Below are 15,057 nucleotides of genomic sequence, written 5' to 3' on the forward strand. Positions count from 1 at the left end.
CTGCCCCAGCGGGCGCCGCGGCACGGGAACCGGGATTGGGAGGATACGGCCTGCCGCGGCGACGGGTGCCCCATCCCAGGGGCATCCGTCCCGGTCTCCGGCATACGGGTTCGCCTGCGGACGGGCTTTCGTCCGTCCGGCGACCCGTTGGTCGGGCGCCGCGATCCTTTTGAGGAGCTTTGAGATGGACACCGTCACCGCCGCCTTCTCCGCCGTTCCGGCGGGCCGCAGCGGCATCGTTCCGACCGGCAAGAACGGCAGCCCCATGATCGAAAACGTCACGTTCGAGGAAATCCGCATCGGCCAGCAGGCCAGCCTGTCGCGCCGGCTGACCATGTCCGACATCGAGCTGTTCGCGACGGTGTCCGGCGACCTCAACCCGTCCCATGTGGACGAGAACTACACCGCCGACCACAAGGTGGTCGGGCACGGCATGTGGTCCGGTTCGCTGATCTCCGCGGTTCTCGGCACGCTGCTGCCCGGCCCGGGCACCGTCTATGTCGGCCAGGATCTGCGCTTCGAGCGTCCGGTCCTGCTGGGCGACATCGTCACCGTGACGGTCACCGCCAAGTCCAAGGATGCGGAGCGCAAGACGGTCGTCTTCGACTGCCTCGCCGCCAACCAGGACGGCAAGACGGTCGCGACCGGCGTTGCCGAGGTGATCGCCCCGACGGAAAAGTTCTGCCGCGCCGCGGCGGAACTGCCGCAGGTGCAGGTGATCCGTCATGACGGCCACGAACTGATGCTGAAGAAGTGCGAGTCGCTGCCGCCGGTGCCGACCGCCGTCGTCCATCCCTGCGACGAAAGCTCGCTGCGCGGCGCCGTCGAGGCCGCCGAGGCCAACCTGATCGATCCGGTGCTGGTCGGTCCGGAGTCCAAGATCCGCTCCGTCGCCGACGCCTGCGGTCTCGACATCTCCCGCTACCGCATCGTCGACGTCGCCCACAGCCATGCCTCCGCCGAGACCGGCGTGCGGCTGGCCCGCACCGGCGAGTGCGAGGCGGTGATGAAGGGCAGCCTGCACACCGACGAGCTGATGGGCGAGGTGGTGAGGAAGGAGACCGGCCTGCGCACCGGCCGCCGCCTGAGCCACGTCTTCGTGATGAACGTCCCGACCTACCCGCGTCCGCTGCTGATCACCGATGCGGCGATCAACATCTACCCGACGCTGGAAGACAAGGTCAGCATCGTCCAGAACGCCATCGACCTCGCCAAGGTGCTGGGGACCGAGGTTCCGCGCGTCGCCATCCTGTCGGCGGTCGAGACCATCAACACCAAGATCGCCTCGACGCTGGAAGCCGCTGCCCTGTGCAAGATGGCCGACCGCGGCCAGATCACCGGCGGCATCCTGGACGGCCCGCTGGCCTTCGACAACGCCATCAGCCGCGAGGCCGCCATCACCAAGGGCATCAAGTCCGAGGTGGCCGGGCAGGCCGACATCCTGCTCGTCCCCGACCTGGAGGCCGGCAACATGCTGGCCAAGCAGCTGTCCTTCCTGGCCCATGCCGATGCCGCCGGCATCGTTCTGGGTGCCCGCGTGCCGATCATCCTGACCAGCCGCGCCGACAATGTGCGCACCCGTCTGGCATCCTGCGCCGTGGCCGTCCTGTCGGCCGCCGCCCGCCGCCGCGGTGCCGCCGCCGCGGCCGAGTGAGGAGGGCAGGGGCCATGTCCAACGCGACGTCCAACGCGATCCTCGTCATCAATGCCGGCTCCTCCAGCCTGAAGTTCTCGGTGTTCCGGGATCATGGCGACGGGGATCCGGTGGTCACCATCAACGGCCAGATCTCGGGCATCGGCACCCAGCCGGTGTTCGAGGCCAAGGACGCCCAGCGTCGTCCGCTCGCCGACAAGAGCTGGGGAGCCGGTGAGGCCAGCGACCGCACGGCGCTGCTGTCCTACCTGCTCGGCTGGATCGAGGAACGGCTGGAAGGGGCGACGCTGATCGCCGCCGGCCACCGTGTGGTGCATGGCGGCGTCCGCCATGCCGCCCCGGTGCTGCTGACCCCGGCCCTGCTGGACGAGTTGGACGGTCTGGTGCCGCTCGCCCCGCTTCACCAGCCGCACAACCTCGCCGCCATCCGCGCGCTGGCCGAGGCGCATCCGGAGCTGCCGCAGGTCGCCTGCTTCGACACCGCCTTCCACCGCAACCAGCCCTGGCAGGCGCAGACCTTCGCCATCCCGCGGGAACTGACGGAGGAGGGTGTGCGCCGCTACGGCTTCCACGGCCTGTCCTACGAGTACATCGCCCGCCGCCTGCCGGAAATCGCGCCGGAACTGGGCGACTTGCGGGTGGTGGTCGCCCATCTCGGCAGCGGTGCCAGCATGTGCGCCATCCATGGCGGGTGCAGCGTCGACAGCACCATGGGCTTCACTGCGCTCGACGGCCTGCCGATGGGCACCCGTTGCGGCACCATCGACCCCGGCGTGCTGATCTACCTGATGCGCAAGGGCATGGACGCCGGTGGCATCGAGAAGATGCTGTACAACAAGTCCGGCCTGCTCGGCGTCTCCGGCATCTCCAACGACATGCGCGCCCTGCTCGACAGCAGCGACCCGCATGCGCAGGAGGCGGTGGAACTGTTCTGCTTCCGCATCGCCAAGGAGACCGGCGCGCTGGCTGCGTCGATGGGCGGGGTGGATGCGGTGGTGTTCACCGCCGGCATCGGCGAACGCTCCGCCCCGGTGCGGGCGCGGGTCGGCGACAAGCTGGCCTGGATGGGCGTGGAGATCGACGCGGCGGCCAACGAAGCCAACGCGGCGAAGATCTCCACCCCCGGCAGCCGCCTGCCGGTCTATGTCATCCCGACCGACGAGGAACGGATGATCGCGCTGCACACGCGCAAGGTGCTGACGGGGCGGTGAGATGTTTGGGGAGGGGGTCGGCTGACGATGCCCCCACCTAACCTCCCCCGCTGGGCGGGGGAGGGACTGCCGCAGCTTTTCCGCTTAAGCACTTGTCCCCTCCCCCGCCCAGCGGGGGAGGGTCAGGGTGGGGGGCCTTCGAAGCCAACACGCCCCCACATCCCCCTGGAGCCCACCCCCCATTCGGTGCTAGCACGCCCCCAGACACCCAGCATTGTCCGGGGAACCCGTGGTCCGCCCCTATCTGCCGTTGAACGCCCTGCGCGCCTTCGAGGCGTCGGCGCGGCATCTCAGCTTCACCCGCGCCGCCATCGAGCTGTGCGTCACCCAGGCCGCCGTCAGCCATCAGGTCAAGCTGCTGGAGGAGCGGCTGGGCGCCAGCCTGTTCCACCGCCTGCCGCGCGGCCTCGCCCTGACCGACGAGGGCCGGGCGCTGCTGCCGACTCTGGAGGAGGCGTTCGACCGCATCGGCGAGCTGCTCGACCAGTTCGAGGGCGGACGGTTCCGCGAGGTGCTGACGGTCGGCGCCGTCGGCACCTTTGCCGTCGGCTGGCTGCTGCCGCGATTGACGCGCTTCCGCGAGGCACATCCCTTCGTCGATTTGCGCCTGTCCACCAACAACAACCGCGTCGACATCGCGGCTGAGGGGCTGGACTACGCCATCCGCTTCGGCGACGGCGCTTGGCATGGCACCGACGCCGTCCGCCTGTTCGACGCGCCGCTGTCTGTGCTGTGCGCGCCGGAGATCGCCCGCCGCCTGCGCGAACCGGCCGATGTCGGCCGCGAGACCCTGCTGCGTTCCTACCGGGCCGACGAATGGCCGGGCTGGTTCGCCGCCGCCGGGGTGGAGCCCTCGGCCATGCCGCCGGTCAAGGGGCCGGTGTTCGACTCCTCCTCCCTGATGGTGGAGGTTGCGATCCAGGGCGCCGGGGTGGCGCTGGCTCCGGTATCGATGTTCCGCCGGCCGCTGGCGCTTGGCTTGATCGAGCAGCCCTTCGCCGTCACCGTATGCAAGGGCGCCTACTGGCTGACCGCGCTGAAATCACGGCCAGAGACGCCGACCATGCGCGCCTTCCGCGACTGGCTGTTCGCCATGGTCGCGGAAGACGGCACAGACTGAGCGATTAGGACAGGGTGACGCGACGCGGCGCCTGCTGCCGCTCTTCCCGGCGCTGCCAGAAGCGCAGGCGCATCCGCGGCGCCACGAACCAGGCGATGGGGGCCGCAAGCACGATGCTGAGGATCACCACGGTCGGCATCAGCGTCATCGCCTGCTCGGAAAAGCTGGGCACCGCCAGGACCAGGACGGTGCCGATGCCGAAGACAACACCCTGGATCATGCCGTAGATCAGGATGGCGAGGCGTAAACGGGTGGACATGGTGCTGCTCCGCTGAAGTGGATTGGTGCAAAGACCGCTTCCCACTTCAACCAAGACGCAGCCGCAATGTTCCGAACGCCATCGGGAGAGGACCGACTCGCCCGATAGCGTTCGTATACATACAATTACTTGGCGTAAGCCGGGCCGTTGCCTACCGGTGCGCCCGCCACCATGCCATCAGCCCGGTGGTGGAGCTGTCATGCGCACCCTCGGCAGGGCCGCTCTCCATCTCCGGCAGGATGGTGTTGGCCAGCTGCTTGCCCAGTTCGACGCCCCACTGGTCGAAGCTGTTGATGTCCCAGACGATGCCCTGGACGAAGACCTTGTGCTCGTACAGCGCGATCAGGGCGCCCAGCGTCGCCGGGGTCAGGCTCTGGATCATGATGGTGTTGGACGGGCGGTTGCCGGGGAAGACGCGGTGGGGGACCAGCGCCTCAACCTCATCCGCCGGCTTGCCGGCCTTGGTCATCTCCGCCCGCACCTCGTCGGCGGTCTTGCCGCGCATCAGCGCCTCGGCCTGGGCGAAGACGTTGGACAGCAGGATGCGGTGATGGGCGCCGGCCTCGGCCCCGATCGGGTTATGGGTGGTCGCCGCCGCAATAAAGTCGCAGGGGATCAGCGAGGTGCCCTGGTGGATCAGCTGGTAGAAGGCGTGCTGGCCGTTGGTGCCGGGCTCGCCGAACAGCACCGGGCCGGTCTGGTAGTCCACCGGCTCGCCGCCGCGGGTCACCGACTTGCCGTTGCTCTCCATGTCCAGCTGCTGGAGATAGGCGGGGAAGCGGTGCAGATACTGGTCGTAGGGCAGCACCGCGTAGGACGAGGCGTCCCAGAAATTGCGGTACCAGACGCCCAGCAGGCCCATCAGCACCGGCATGTTGCGCTCCAGCGGCGCGGTGCGGAAATGCTCGTCCATCGCATGGGCGCCGGCCAGCATCTCGGCGAAGCGCTCCGGCCCGATGCCGATCATGATCGGCAGGCCGATGGCCGACCACAGCGAGTAGCGGCCGCCGACCCAATCCCAGAAGCCGAACATGTTGGCCGGGTCGATGCCGAACTTGCGCACCTCCGTCTCGTTGGTGGAGACGGCGACGAAATGCCTGGCGACATGCGCCTCGTCCTTTGCGGTCTCCAGGAACCAGCGGCGGGCGGAATGGGCGTTGGTCAGCGTCTCCTGCGTCATGAAGGTCTTGGACGCGATGACGAACAGCGTCGTCTCCGGATCCAGCCACTTCAGCTGTTCGGCCAGATGGGTGCCGTCGACGTTGGAGACGAAATGCAGCGCGACATGGGCATGGGCGAAGGGCTTCAGCGCTTCCGTCGCCATCACTGGCCCGAGGTCGGAGCCGCCGATGCCGATGTTCACCACGTCGGTGATCGGCTGGCCGGTGTAGCCGCGCCATTCGCCGTCGCGGACGGAGGCGGCGAAGGCGTCCATCCGCTCCAGCACGGCGCGGACGGCGGGCATCACGTCGCGGCCATCCACCGTCACCGGGCGGTCGGAGCGGTTGCGCAGCGCGGTGTGCAGCACGGCGCGCTTTTCGGTCAGGTTGATCGGCTCGCCGCCGAACATGCGGGCGCGGGCACCCTCGACATCCTGCTGGCGGGCGAGGTCGAGCAGCAGGCCGACCGTGTCCCGGGTGATGCGGTTCTTCGAATAATCGAGGAACAGCCCCGCGGCCTCCATCGAGAAGGCTTTGAACCGGCCGGGATCGGCGGCGAACAGGTCACGCATGTGCGTGCCGGCCATGTCCTGGCGGTGCCGGGCGAGAGCGGCCCAAGCCGGCGTATGGGAGGGGGAACGGGTCAGCGCGGTCATGATGCTTTGGACTCCTTGACGTCAGCGGTCCTTTGACGCGGCCCATCTGCGGGGCGTGGGGAGCCTAGCACCGACAATCGGCAACGGCCACGGGCCAAAACGCGGCAGTCGGCGCAGCTTAACGGCCTATGCGTGCCGGCCAGGGGTGCAACCGAGATGGGGCGTTGGGTGTTGTGGATCGGAGGATCCGCAACAGGAGGACGCCATGTCGGACAAACCCGTTACCCCGCCATTGGAAGAGCGCGAGGAGCAACGCGACCGCGACGATGCCGCGCGGCCGGATCAGGTCGGGATCATCCCGGGCAAGGTGCCCGGCAGCCCGGTCGACCCGAGCGATCCGCGGTTTCCGGGGAGCCAGCCGGATTTGGCGTGAGGGGAGGGGCTTCGGAGCGGGTTTGCCCCCTCCCTAACCCTCCCCCGCTTCGCGGGAGAGGGGACTGCCGCCGCTTCGCGATTGAAACCATGCCGCCAAGAGTCCTGCCCCCTCTCCCGCAACGCGGGGGAGGGATGGGGAGGGGGCACCCGGAGCTGTAACGCCCCTCAACTCCCCCCGTCGACCGTCCGCGTCGGCGTCACGCCTTCCGGCTTGCCGACCAGCACGGTCAGCAGCTTGGCCGGGTCGAGCAGGCGCTGGGCGACGCGCTTGATGTCGGCCTGGGTCACGCCGTTGATGTAGCGGTCGCGCTGGTTCAGATAATCGATGCCCAGTTTGTCCCGCTTCACCTGCAGCAGGACGCGGGCGATGGCCTGGGTCGAGCCAAGCTGCAGCGGGAAGGAGCCGGTCAAATAGGTCTTGGCGTCGGCCATTTCCTGGTCGGTCAGGCCGTCCTTCGCCATGCGCGCCCATTCCTGGCGGATGATGTCCAGCGCCTGTCCGGCCTTGGCGTTGACGGTGGAGCCGCCGGCCATCACCACGGCGGCATGATCCATCGGGATCAGGTAGCTGTAGACGCCGTAGCTCAGCCCGCGCTTCTCCCGGACCTCCTCCATCAGGCGGGAGCCGAAACCGCCGCCGCCCAGCACATAGTTCATCACCGTGGCGGCGTACCAGTCGGGATCGTCGCGCTTCACGCCCGGCTGGCCCATCAGCATGACGGTCTGCGCCGTCGGGCGCGGCAGCAGGATGGTCTGGCCCAGCCCGGACATCGTCACGTCGGTGATCGCCGGCGCCTCGGTCTTGGCCGGCAGCGTGCCGAACACCCGGTCCAGAGCCTTGCCGAGGTCCTCCGGCGAGATGTCGCCGGCGGCGGCCACCACCAGCCGGTCGCGGCCGAACTGGCCCTTCACGAAGGCGCGCAAATCGTCCGGCGTGACGGTGGGCAGCGTTTCCAGCGTGCCGCGCACCTCGCCGCCATAGGGATGATCGGGAAAGGCGGTGGCGTAGAACTGACGGCGCGCGACATAGTTGGGGTCGGCGAGATCCCGCCGCAGGCTGGCCATGATCGAGGCCCGCATGCGGTCCAGCGCTTCGGGCGCGAAATGCGGCTCGGTCAGGGCAAGCCGGGTCAGGTCCAGCGCCTCGTCGCGATGCTCGGTCAGGGTGCGCAGCGAGCCGCTGAACCCGTCGCGCCCTGCATCGAAGCCCAGCGCGATGGCCTTGTCCTGCAGCCGCGCTTGGAAGGCCTGTGAGTCGTAGGGACCGGCCCCTTCGTCGAGCATGGTGGAGGCGAGGTTCGCCAGCCCCTCCTTGCCCTTCGGATCGGTGCCGCCGGCCCCTTCGAAGGCCCATTCGATCGCCAGAACCGGAACCTTGTGGTCTTCGACCAGCCACGCCTCGATCCCGCCGGGGCTGACCACGCGCTTGATGTCCATGGCTTGGGCAGGGGAGAGGAGGGCGATGACGGTGAGCAGGAACGCGGCGACGCCCGTCCGCATGGAGAAGTGACGCACGCTCATCCTCAACTGTCCTTTCCGGTCGGGGGCAGCAGCAGGCCGGTGACGTGGTTGGTCTGGCTCAGCACGGCGCGGGCGGCGGCGTTGACCTGATCGGCGGTGACGGCGTCGATGCGCACCGGCCAGCTTTCCACATCGTCCAGGCTCTGGCCGGTCGCCAGCGCGGCGCCAAGCGTCTGGGCCGGGCCGGTCAGACTGTCGCGGGCATAGGCCGCCGCGGCCAGCATGCGCTTGCGGGCGGTTGCGACCTCTTCCTCCGTCACGCCGGATTTCAGCAGCTTGTCGATTTCCGCCCACAGAGACGATTCGAGCTTGTCCATCGGCACGCCCGCCGCCGGGCTGGCGCCGACGCCGAGCGTGGCCATGTCCCAGGCGGTGGGGCCATAGCCGAGCCAGGCGGAGGTCGCGACCTTCTGGTCCACCACGAGGCTGCGATAGAGGCGGGACGTGGTGCCGCCGCTCATGATCTCGGCCAGCACCTGCAGCGCATAGGCATGGCCGTTCGGATCGAGGCGGTAGGAGGGCGCGATCCAACTGCGGCGCACCGACGGCTGCCGCACCTCCTCGTCGCGCAGAACGACCTGCCTTGCGGCAGTCATCGGCGGCTCGCTCACCCGCTTGCGCTCCGGCACCGGGCGGGCGGGGATGGCGCCGTAATAGCGCTCGGCCAGCGGCTTCAGCTCCGCCGCGGTGACGTCGCCGGACACCACCAGGATGGCGTTGTTGGGCGTGTACCAGGTCTTGTAGAAGCTCTCCGCCATTTCCCGCGTCAGCCCGGCCATCTCCTGCGGCCAGCCGATCACCGGGGTGCCGTAGGGGTGATGGACGAACATGGTGGCGTTGATCTGCTCGCCGATGCGGTCGGCCGGCTCGTTCTCGACGCGCTGGCGCCGCTCTTCGATGATGACGTCGCGTTCGGGATAGACCACTGCGTCGGTCAGCTTCAGGTTGGCCATGCGGTCGGCCTCCATCCGCATCACCATCTCCAGCCGGTCGCGGGCGACGTTCTGGTAATAGGCGGTGTAGTCGTAGCTGGTGAAGGCGTTGTCGCGCCCGCCGTTCTTGGCGACGATGCGGCTGAACTCGCCGGGCGGGATCACCTCCGTCCCCTTGAACATCAGGTGTTCCAGAAAATGGGCGATGCCGGACTGGCCGCGCTCCTCGTCGGCGGCCCCCACCTTGTACCAGACCATGTGGGTCACGACCGGAACGCGGTGGTTGGGGACGATCACCACCTGCATGCCGTTCGACAGGGTGAAGCTCTCAGGGAAGAACACCCCCTTTTCCGCCGCATGGGCGGGCGGTGCGGCGATCGGCACCGGCATCAGGGGGGCGGCGACGGTCATCGTCAGGGCCAGGAATCCGGCCGCGGCGAGGCGGCGGGCTGGAAGGTAGGCGAGCATGAGGGCTCCCGGAGCAGGAGGTCCGAATCGAAAGGGGCGTCCTTCGCTGGGAAGGACGCCCCCGGAAACTGGTGTGATGTGGCGCCCGCGACAAGGTTCGAACCGTCCGGGGGCGATCACCTCTGCTTAGAACAGGCCTTCCAGCGGCGCCTTGCGCTTGCGTTCGATCACCGGCGTGGCGGTGCCGTCCACAGACTTGCCCTGGGCCTGGGCCTCGCGCAGGCGCTGCTGCTCCTTGGCGGGGTCGACCAGCGAGTAGGGCTGCTCCTGCTTCTGCCAGAACAGCAGCGAATCGATCCAGCTCTTGTCGGCGATGATCAGCTGGGTGGTTTCCTGATCGACCTTGGTGCGGATGTTGGGGTCGATGCCGTCGCGCGCCGCGGCCTGGGCGACCAGCGACTTCTCGCCCGCGGTGGAGCCGGCCGCCGCCCTGGCGTTGCCGCGCGACGAACCGCCGAACACGGCGCCGGCCGCCATCTGGGTCGGCGTGCTGTCCTGCGGACGGGCGGCGCCGGGGCGCGGCCGCGGCAGGTCCTGCAGGCTGGGCGGCAGGGTCAGCGGAGCGCGGGAAACGACGGCAAACTCGTCGGGGCTCTGGCGGTCGAGACCGATGGAGCGGCGAACATCCGAGCAGCCGGCGAGCGTCAACGCCGCAAGCGCCAGCCCAAGCAGAGGAAGCCGGGTCCGGGAGAGGGAGAGGGCGGAGGAGATGCTGGTCACGTTCGGAGGATCCCGTCGTCTGTCACGTCGTAGCGACCCGGCCAGGAGGTCGAGGCCGCATGGTCAGCGCTCGCCGGCGGTTATAACGCCACCGGCGACGGAACTCTTACGACTTTTCGCGGTCCGCGAACAGTCCGTCGATCAGCAGCAGGACCACACCGACGCTGATTCCGCTGTCGGCAACGTTGAAGGCCCAGAAATGCCAGCCGCCGAAATGGAAATCCAGGAAGTCGACCACCGCGCCGTGCAGCAGCCGGTCGGCGACGTTGCCCACCGCGCCGCCGATGATGAAGCCCAGCGCCAGCGCCGCCAGCCGGCTTTCGGCCTGCCGCATCCAGATGACGAGGCAGACGGCGATCACCGCGGCGATGGCGCTCAGGATATAGGGCATCAGCGCCCCGCCGCTGGCGAAGGTGCCGAAGCTGACGCCGTAGTTCCACACCAGCACGAGGTTGAAGAAGGACGTCACCTCGATGACATGCGGGATCGGCTGCATGACCCGTTCGAGGATCCACCATTTGCTGCCCTGGTCGAGCACGACCACCACCGCGGCGACGATCAGCCCGAACAGCCAGTAGGAACGGGATTGGTTGGCGACGAAGCTGTTCATGCGGCCACACATCCTCCCTCTCCCCCCCGGGGAGAAGGTCGGGGTGAGGGGGATGCGCGGCGACGGGCATCCGGCAGGCGGATCCCCCTCACCCTAACCCTCTCCCCGGGGGGGAGAGGGGATAGGACCGCGATTGTCGTGTCCGGCTTCATGCCACCGCGTCGGAGCAGCGGACGCAGAGAGTCGGATGGTCGTGGACCGTGCCGACTTCCTCCAGGACCTTCCAGCAGCGCTCGCACTTCTCGCCTTCGGCGAGCGCCGGGGCGACGGCGATGCCGGGAACGTCGGGCAGGGTGAAGGCCCCGTCCGGCGCCGCCGCGTCCGTCACCTCGATGGCCGAGGTGATGCAGACGTCCTGGAAGTCCACGTCGGCCAGCAGGGCCTTGGTGGCGGCGTCGACATGGACGGTCGGATCGGCCTGCAGCGACGAGCCGATGGTCTTGTTGGCGCGTTCCAGCTCCAGCGCGCCGGTGACGACGCGGCGGACGTTGCGCACCGACTCCCACTTGGCGGCGAGAGCGTCGTTGCGCCACTCGGCCGGCACCTCCGGGAAGCCGCGCAGATGCACGCTCTCGTCGGTCCAGCCCTGGCCGCTGGTCAGGCCTTCCGGCCGGGCCAGCCACGCCTCTTCCGCGGTGAAGCAGAGGATCGGGGCGAGCCAGGCGGTCAGGGTGGAGAACAGATGCTCCATCACCGTCCGCACCGACCGGCGGCGCACCGAGTCGACCGCGTCGCAATAGAGGCTGTCCTTGCGGACGTCGAAGTAGAAGGCCGACAGCTCCACCGCGCAGAAGTTGTGCAGGGCCACGAACAGGGCGTGGAAGTCGTAGGCCTCGACCTTCTCACGGACCAGCGTGTCCAACTCCGACAAGCGGTGCAGGACCCAGCGCTCCAGTTCCGGCATCTCGGCGGCGTCGATCCGCTCGGCCGGGGTATAGTCGGCCAGCGCGCCCAGCAGGTAGCGCAACGTGTTGCGCAGGCGGCGGTACAGGTCGGCCTGGGTCTTGATGATCTCCTTGCCGATGCGGAGATCCTCCGAATAGTCGGAGTTGATGATCCACAGGCGCAGGATGTCGGCGCCATACTGGTCGCAGACCTCCTGCGGGGCCACCACGTTGCCCAGTGACTTGGACATCTTGCGGCCCTGCTCGTCCAGGACGAAGCCGTGGGTCAGCACCGCGTTGTAGGGCGCCCGGCCGCGCGTGCCGCAGCTTTCCAGCAGCGACGAATGGAACCAGCCGCGATGCTGGTCGGAGCCTTCCAGGTAGAGGTCGGCCGGCCAGGCAAGTTCCTCCAGCCGCTGCTCCAGCACGAAGGCGTGAGAGGAGCCCGACTCGAACCAGACGTCGACGATGTCCCGGACCTGCTCGAACTCCTCGGCGGCATAGCCGTTGCCGAGGAAATCCTGCGGATCGCGGGCGAACCAGGCGTCGGCGCCCTCCTGCTGGAAGATGTCGGCGATGCGGGCGAACACCGCCTCGTCGCGCAGGATCTCGCCGGTCGCCTTGCGCACGAACAGGGCGATCGGCACGCCCCAGGCACGCTGGCGGCTGATGCACCAGTCCGGACGGCTCTCGATCATCGAGCGGATGCGGTTCTCGCCCTGGGTCGGGATCCAGCGGGTGTCGGAGATCGCCTGCAGCGCCACCTTGCGCAGGTCGTTCGTCTCCATCGAGATGAACCACTGCGGCGTGGTGCGGAAGATCAGCGGCGCCTTGGAGCGCCAGCTGTGCGGATAGCTGTGCTTGATGCGGTTGCTGGCCAGCAGCGAGCCGGCTTCATCGAACGCTTCCAGCACCGCCTTGTTGGCCGGGCCGGGCTTGCCCTGGTCGGTGTAGACCGCCAGACCGGCGAACAGCGGCACATGGGCGTAATAGCGCCCATCCTCGCCCACCGTCTGCGGCACCTCGATGCCGTTGGCCTGACCCAGGCGGAAGTCGTCCTCGCCATGGCCGGGGGCGATGTGGACGAAGCCCGAACCGGCGTCGGTCGTCACGAAGTCGCCGGCCAGCAGCGGCACCTTGAAGTCGTAGCCCTTGCCGTTCAGCGGGTGGCGGCAATAGGTGCCGGCAAGGCGCGAGCCGGGGAAGCGGTGCAACTGCTTCCACTCGGTGACGCCGGCCTCCTTCAGCACGCCCTCGGCCACGCCGGTGGCGAGCACCAGACGCTCGCCGACCACGGCCTTGCTGCCTTCGGCGACGGCGGTCACCTTGAAGGTCGCGTATTCGATCTCGTCGCCATAGGCGATGGCGCGGTTGGCCGGCAGGGTCCAGGGGGTGGTCGTCCAGATGACGATGCTGGCCTCGTCCACCTCCGGCGCCGACGACCCCCAGACGGGGAAGCGGGCGAAGACGGTGGTGGAGGTGTGGTCGTGGTATTCCACCTCGGCATCGGCCAGCGCGGTCTTCTCCACCACCGACCACATGACCGGCTTGGAGCCCTTGTACAGGCCGCCGTTCAGCGCGAACTTGTGGATTTCGCGGACGATCTGCGCCTCGGCCGGGAAGGTCATGGTGGCATAGGGGTGCTTCCAGTCGCCCTCCACGCCCAGCCGGCGGAACTCGGCGGCCTGGATGCCGACCCATTCCTCGGCGAACTGGCGGCATTCGGCGCGGAACTGGATGAGCGGCACGTCATCCTTGTTCTTGCCGGCCTTGCGGTACTTCTCCTCGATCTTCCACTCGATGGGCAGGCCGTGGCAGTCCCAGCCGGGGACATAGTCGGCGTCGAAGCCCTGCATCTGGCGGAAGCGGACGATCACGTCCTTCAGGATCTTGTTGACGGCATGGCCGATGTGGATGTTGCCGTTGGCATAGGGCGGGCCGTCGTGCAGCACGAACTTCTTGCGGCCCTTGGCGCCGGCGCGCAGCTTGCCGAACAGGTCCATCTCGGCCCAGCGCTTCAGCAGCTCGGGCTCCTTGGTCGGCAGGCCGCCACGCATGGGGAAATCGGTGCGGGGCAGGAAGACGGTCGATTTGTAATCGCGGGTCATATCGGATCCCTGGGGGAAAGCATCACCGTCGGGCGGCGGCCGGCAGGACTGGCCGTGGCGCCACCCGGAACACAGCAGGTCTCTATCCCGGCCCTCCTCAGAGAGCCGGGCCGGTAATTCGCGCGCGATGCGCCGGAGCGCACATCATCGGGATCCGCAGTGAGACGTCCATGGCGCGGGATATTAGCGGCGTGTGCGGTGCGGTCAAGGACGGCTCACGCCGGCCCGCGGCACGGCAGGGTCCGAAAAATCCGCTGGTCACCGGAGGGCGGCAATTCTACGGTGTTGCCGCCGGAGCATCCGGGGCAGGGATGGTTCCCGGCGGACGGAGCTGGCAGGCAGCACGCGCAAGGGCATCGGCGGGCATGATCGATCCACGGACAAGCGACTTCCTGGCCGAATATCTTGCCTCCGCCGACAAGGACCCGGCGGTTCTCGACCGCTTCCTCCTGCATGGGCCGGAGCGCGGCGGACGCGGCGCCCGGCCGCGGCTGAAGATCGCCTTCTTCGATTTCTGGCCGGAGTTCAATCCGTCCGCGAACTTCTTCGTGGACATCCTGTCGAGCCGCTTCGACGTGTCGGTCGTCGACAACGACTGCGACCTCGCCATCGTGTCGGTGTTCGGCACCCGCCATCGCGAGGCGCGGACCGCCCGCGGGCTGTTCTTCACCGGCGAGAATGTTCGGCCCCCGCTCGACGGCGTCGATATGTCGGTGTCGTTCGACCGCATCGACGATCCCCGGCATTACCGCCTGCCGCTCTACGTCATGCATGCCTGGGACCATATGCGGGAGGGGGCGACGCCGCATTTCTGCCATCCGGTCCTGCCGCCGGTGCCGCCGACGCGGGAAGAGGCGGCCCAGCGGAAGTTCTGCGCCTTCCTCTACAAGAATCCCAACTGCGTCCGCCGCAACGACTTCTTCCGGATGCTCTGCGCGCGGCGCCATGTGGAGTCGGTGGGCTGGCTGCTGAACAACACCGGCAGCGTGGTGAAGATGGGCTGGCTGCCGAAAATCCGGGTCTTCTCCCGCTACCGCTTCGCCTTCGCCTTCGAGAATGCGTCATATCCCGGCTATCTGACGGAGAAGATCCTCGACGCTTTCCAGGCCGGCGTCGTGCCGCTCTATTGGGGGGACCCCGGCGTGCTGCGCGATGTCGCCGCCGGCAGCTTCATCGACGTGTCGCGCTATTCCTCCGACGAGGAGGCGATCGACGCCATCCTGGCGGTCGACGACGATTACGACACCTATCGCCGCTACCGCAGCACGCCGCCCTTCCTCGGTACGGAGGATTTCTACTTCGATGCCTTCCGCCTGGCCGAATGGATCGAAAGCCGCCTGTGAGCGGCGCCAATTGAATAAGCCGAAGTGACAAAGCCG

At 68.3% G+C, this 15,057-nt stretch carries 12 protein-coding genes; 5 read left to right on the top strand and 7 right to left on the bottom strand.

Annotated elements, in window-relative coordinates; genetic code table 11:
* Window positions 1-265 precede the first annotated feature (265 nt).
* The 3 genes from ACWPKK_RS02510 to ACWPKK_RS02520 all read left to right on the top strand — a co-directional run bounded on the left by ACWPKK_RS02510 (window position 266) and on the right by ACWPKK_RS02520 (window position 3,985).
* Window positions 266-1,654 (top strand): bifunctional enoyl-CoA hydratase/phosphate acetyltransferase, encoded by a 1,389-nt coding sequence (locus ACWPKK_RS02510; protein WP_324865443.1) that lies wholly within the window; start codon window positions 266-268, stop codon window positions 1,652-1,654.
* A 14-nt stretch (window positions 1,655-1,668) separates the two neighbouring features.
* On the top strand, window positions 1,669-2,865 hold the full coding sequence (locus tag ACWPKK_RS02515) for an acetate/propionate family kinase (protein ID WP_452000829.1): 1,197 nt from the start codon (window positions 1,669-1,671) through the stop codon (window positions 2,863-2,865).
* Window positions 2,866-3,079: 214 nt separating this feature from the next.
* Complete coding sequence (locus tag ACWPKK_RS02520; protein WP_452000831.1) at window positions 3,080-3,985, top strand: LysR substrate-binding domain-containing protein; 906 nt, start codon at window positions 3,080-3,082, stop codon at window positions 3,983-3,985.
* 4 nt (window positions 3,986-3,989) lie between these two features.
* On the opposite strand, the gene ACWPKK_RS02525 is transcribed toward ACWPKK_RS02520, so the two are convergent.
* Both ACWPKK_RS02525 and pgi read right to left on the bottom strand, forming a co-directional pair.
* Window positions 3,990-4,244, bottom strand: coding sequence for a hypothetical protein (locus ACWPKK_RS02525; RefSeq protein ID WP_085088340.1), 255 nt, complete (start codon window positions 4,242-4,244; stop codon window positions 3,990-3,992).
* 151 nt (window positions 4,245-4,395) lie between these two features.
* Complete coding sequence (pgi, locus tag ACWPKK_RS02530) at window positions 4,396-6,060, bottom strand: glucose-6-phosphate isomerase (protein ID WP_452000833.1); 1,665 nt, start codon at window positions 6,058-6,060, stop codon at window positions 4,396-4,398.
* A 205-nt stretch (window positions 6,061-6,265) separates the two neighbouring features.
* Between pgi and ACWPKK_RS02535 the strand changes: the two genes are divergently transcribed.
* Window positions 6,266-6,433 (top strand): hypothetical protein, encoded by a 168-nt coding sequence (locus tag ACWPKK_RS02535; protein WP_310114708.1) that lies wholly within the window; start codon window positions 6,266-6,268, stop codon window positions 6,431-6,433.
* A 167-nt stretch (window positions 6,434-6,600) separates the two neighbouring features.
* On the opposite strand, the gene ACWPKK_RS02540 is transcribed toward ACWPKK_RS02535, so the two are convergent.
* The 5 genes from ACWPKK_RS02540 to ileS form a co-directional block, all read right to left on the bottom strand.
* Entirely contained in the window at window positions 6,601-7,956 is a 1,356-nt protein-coding gene (locus ACWPKK_RS02540; protein WP_452000835.1) for a M16 family metallopeptidase, read from the bottom strand.
* 2 nt (window positions 7,957-7,958) lie between these two features.
* The gene (locus tag ACWPKK_RS02545) at window positions 7,959-9,356 is read right to left on the bottom strand and encodes a M16 family metallopeptidase (RefSeq protein WP_452000837.1); all 1,398 of its coding nucleotides are present in this window, start codon (window positions 9,354-9,356) and stop codon (window positions 7,959-7,961) included.
* Between the two features lie 126 nt (window positions 9,357-9,482).
* Entirely contained in the window at window positions 9,483-10,076 is a 594-nt protein-coding gene (locus ACWPKK_RS02550) for a DUF3035 domain-containing protein (RefSeq protein WP_310114703.1), read from the bottom strand.
* 106 nt (window positions 10,077-10,182) lie between these two features.
* Window positions 10,183-10,686: a signal peptidase II gene (gene lspA / locus ACWPKK_RS02555; protein ID WP_324869469.1), complete on the bottom strand. Its 504-nt coding sequence runs from the start codon at window positions 10,684-10,686 to the stop codon at window positions 10,183-10,185.
* 148 nt (window positions 10,687-10,834) lie between these two features.
* Window positions 10,835-13,678, bottom strand: coding sequence for an isoleucine--tRNA ligase (ileS, locus tag ACWPKK_RS02560; protein WP_452000840.1), 2,844 nt, complete (start codon window positions 13,676-13,678; stop codon window positions 10,835-10,837).
* Window positions 13,679-14,043: 365 nt separating this feature from the next.
* Between ileS and ACWPKK_RS02565 the strand changes: the two genes are divergently transcribed.
* A complete protein-coding gene (locus ACWPKK_RS02565; RefSeq protein ID WP_452000841.1) occupies window positions 14,044-15,021 on the top strand; it encodes a glycosyltransferase family 10 domain-containing protein in 978 nt (325 codons plus the stop codon).
* Window positions 15,022-15,057: the final 36 nt, after the last annotated feature.

The organism is Azospirillum largimobile (assembly GCF_977007025.2).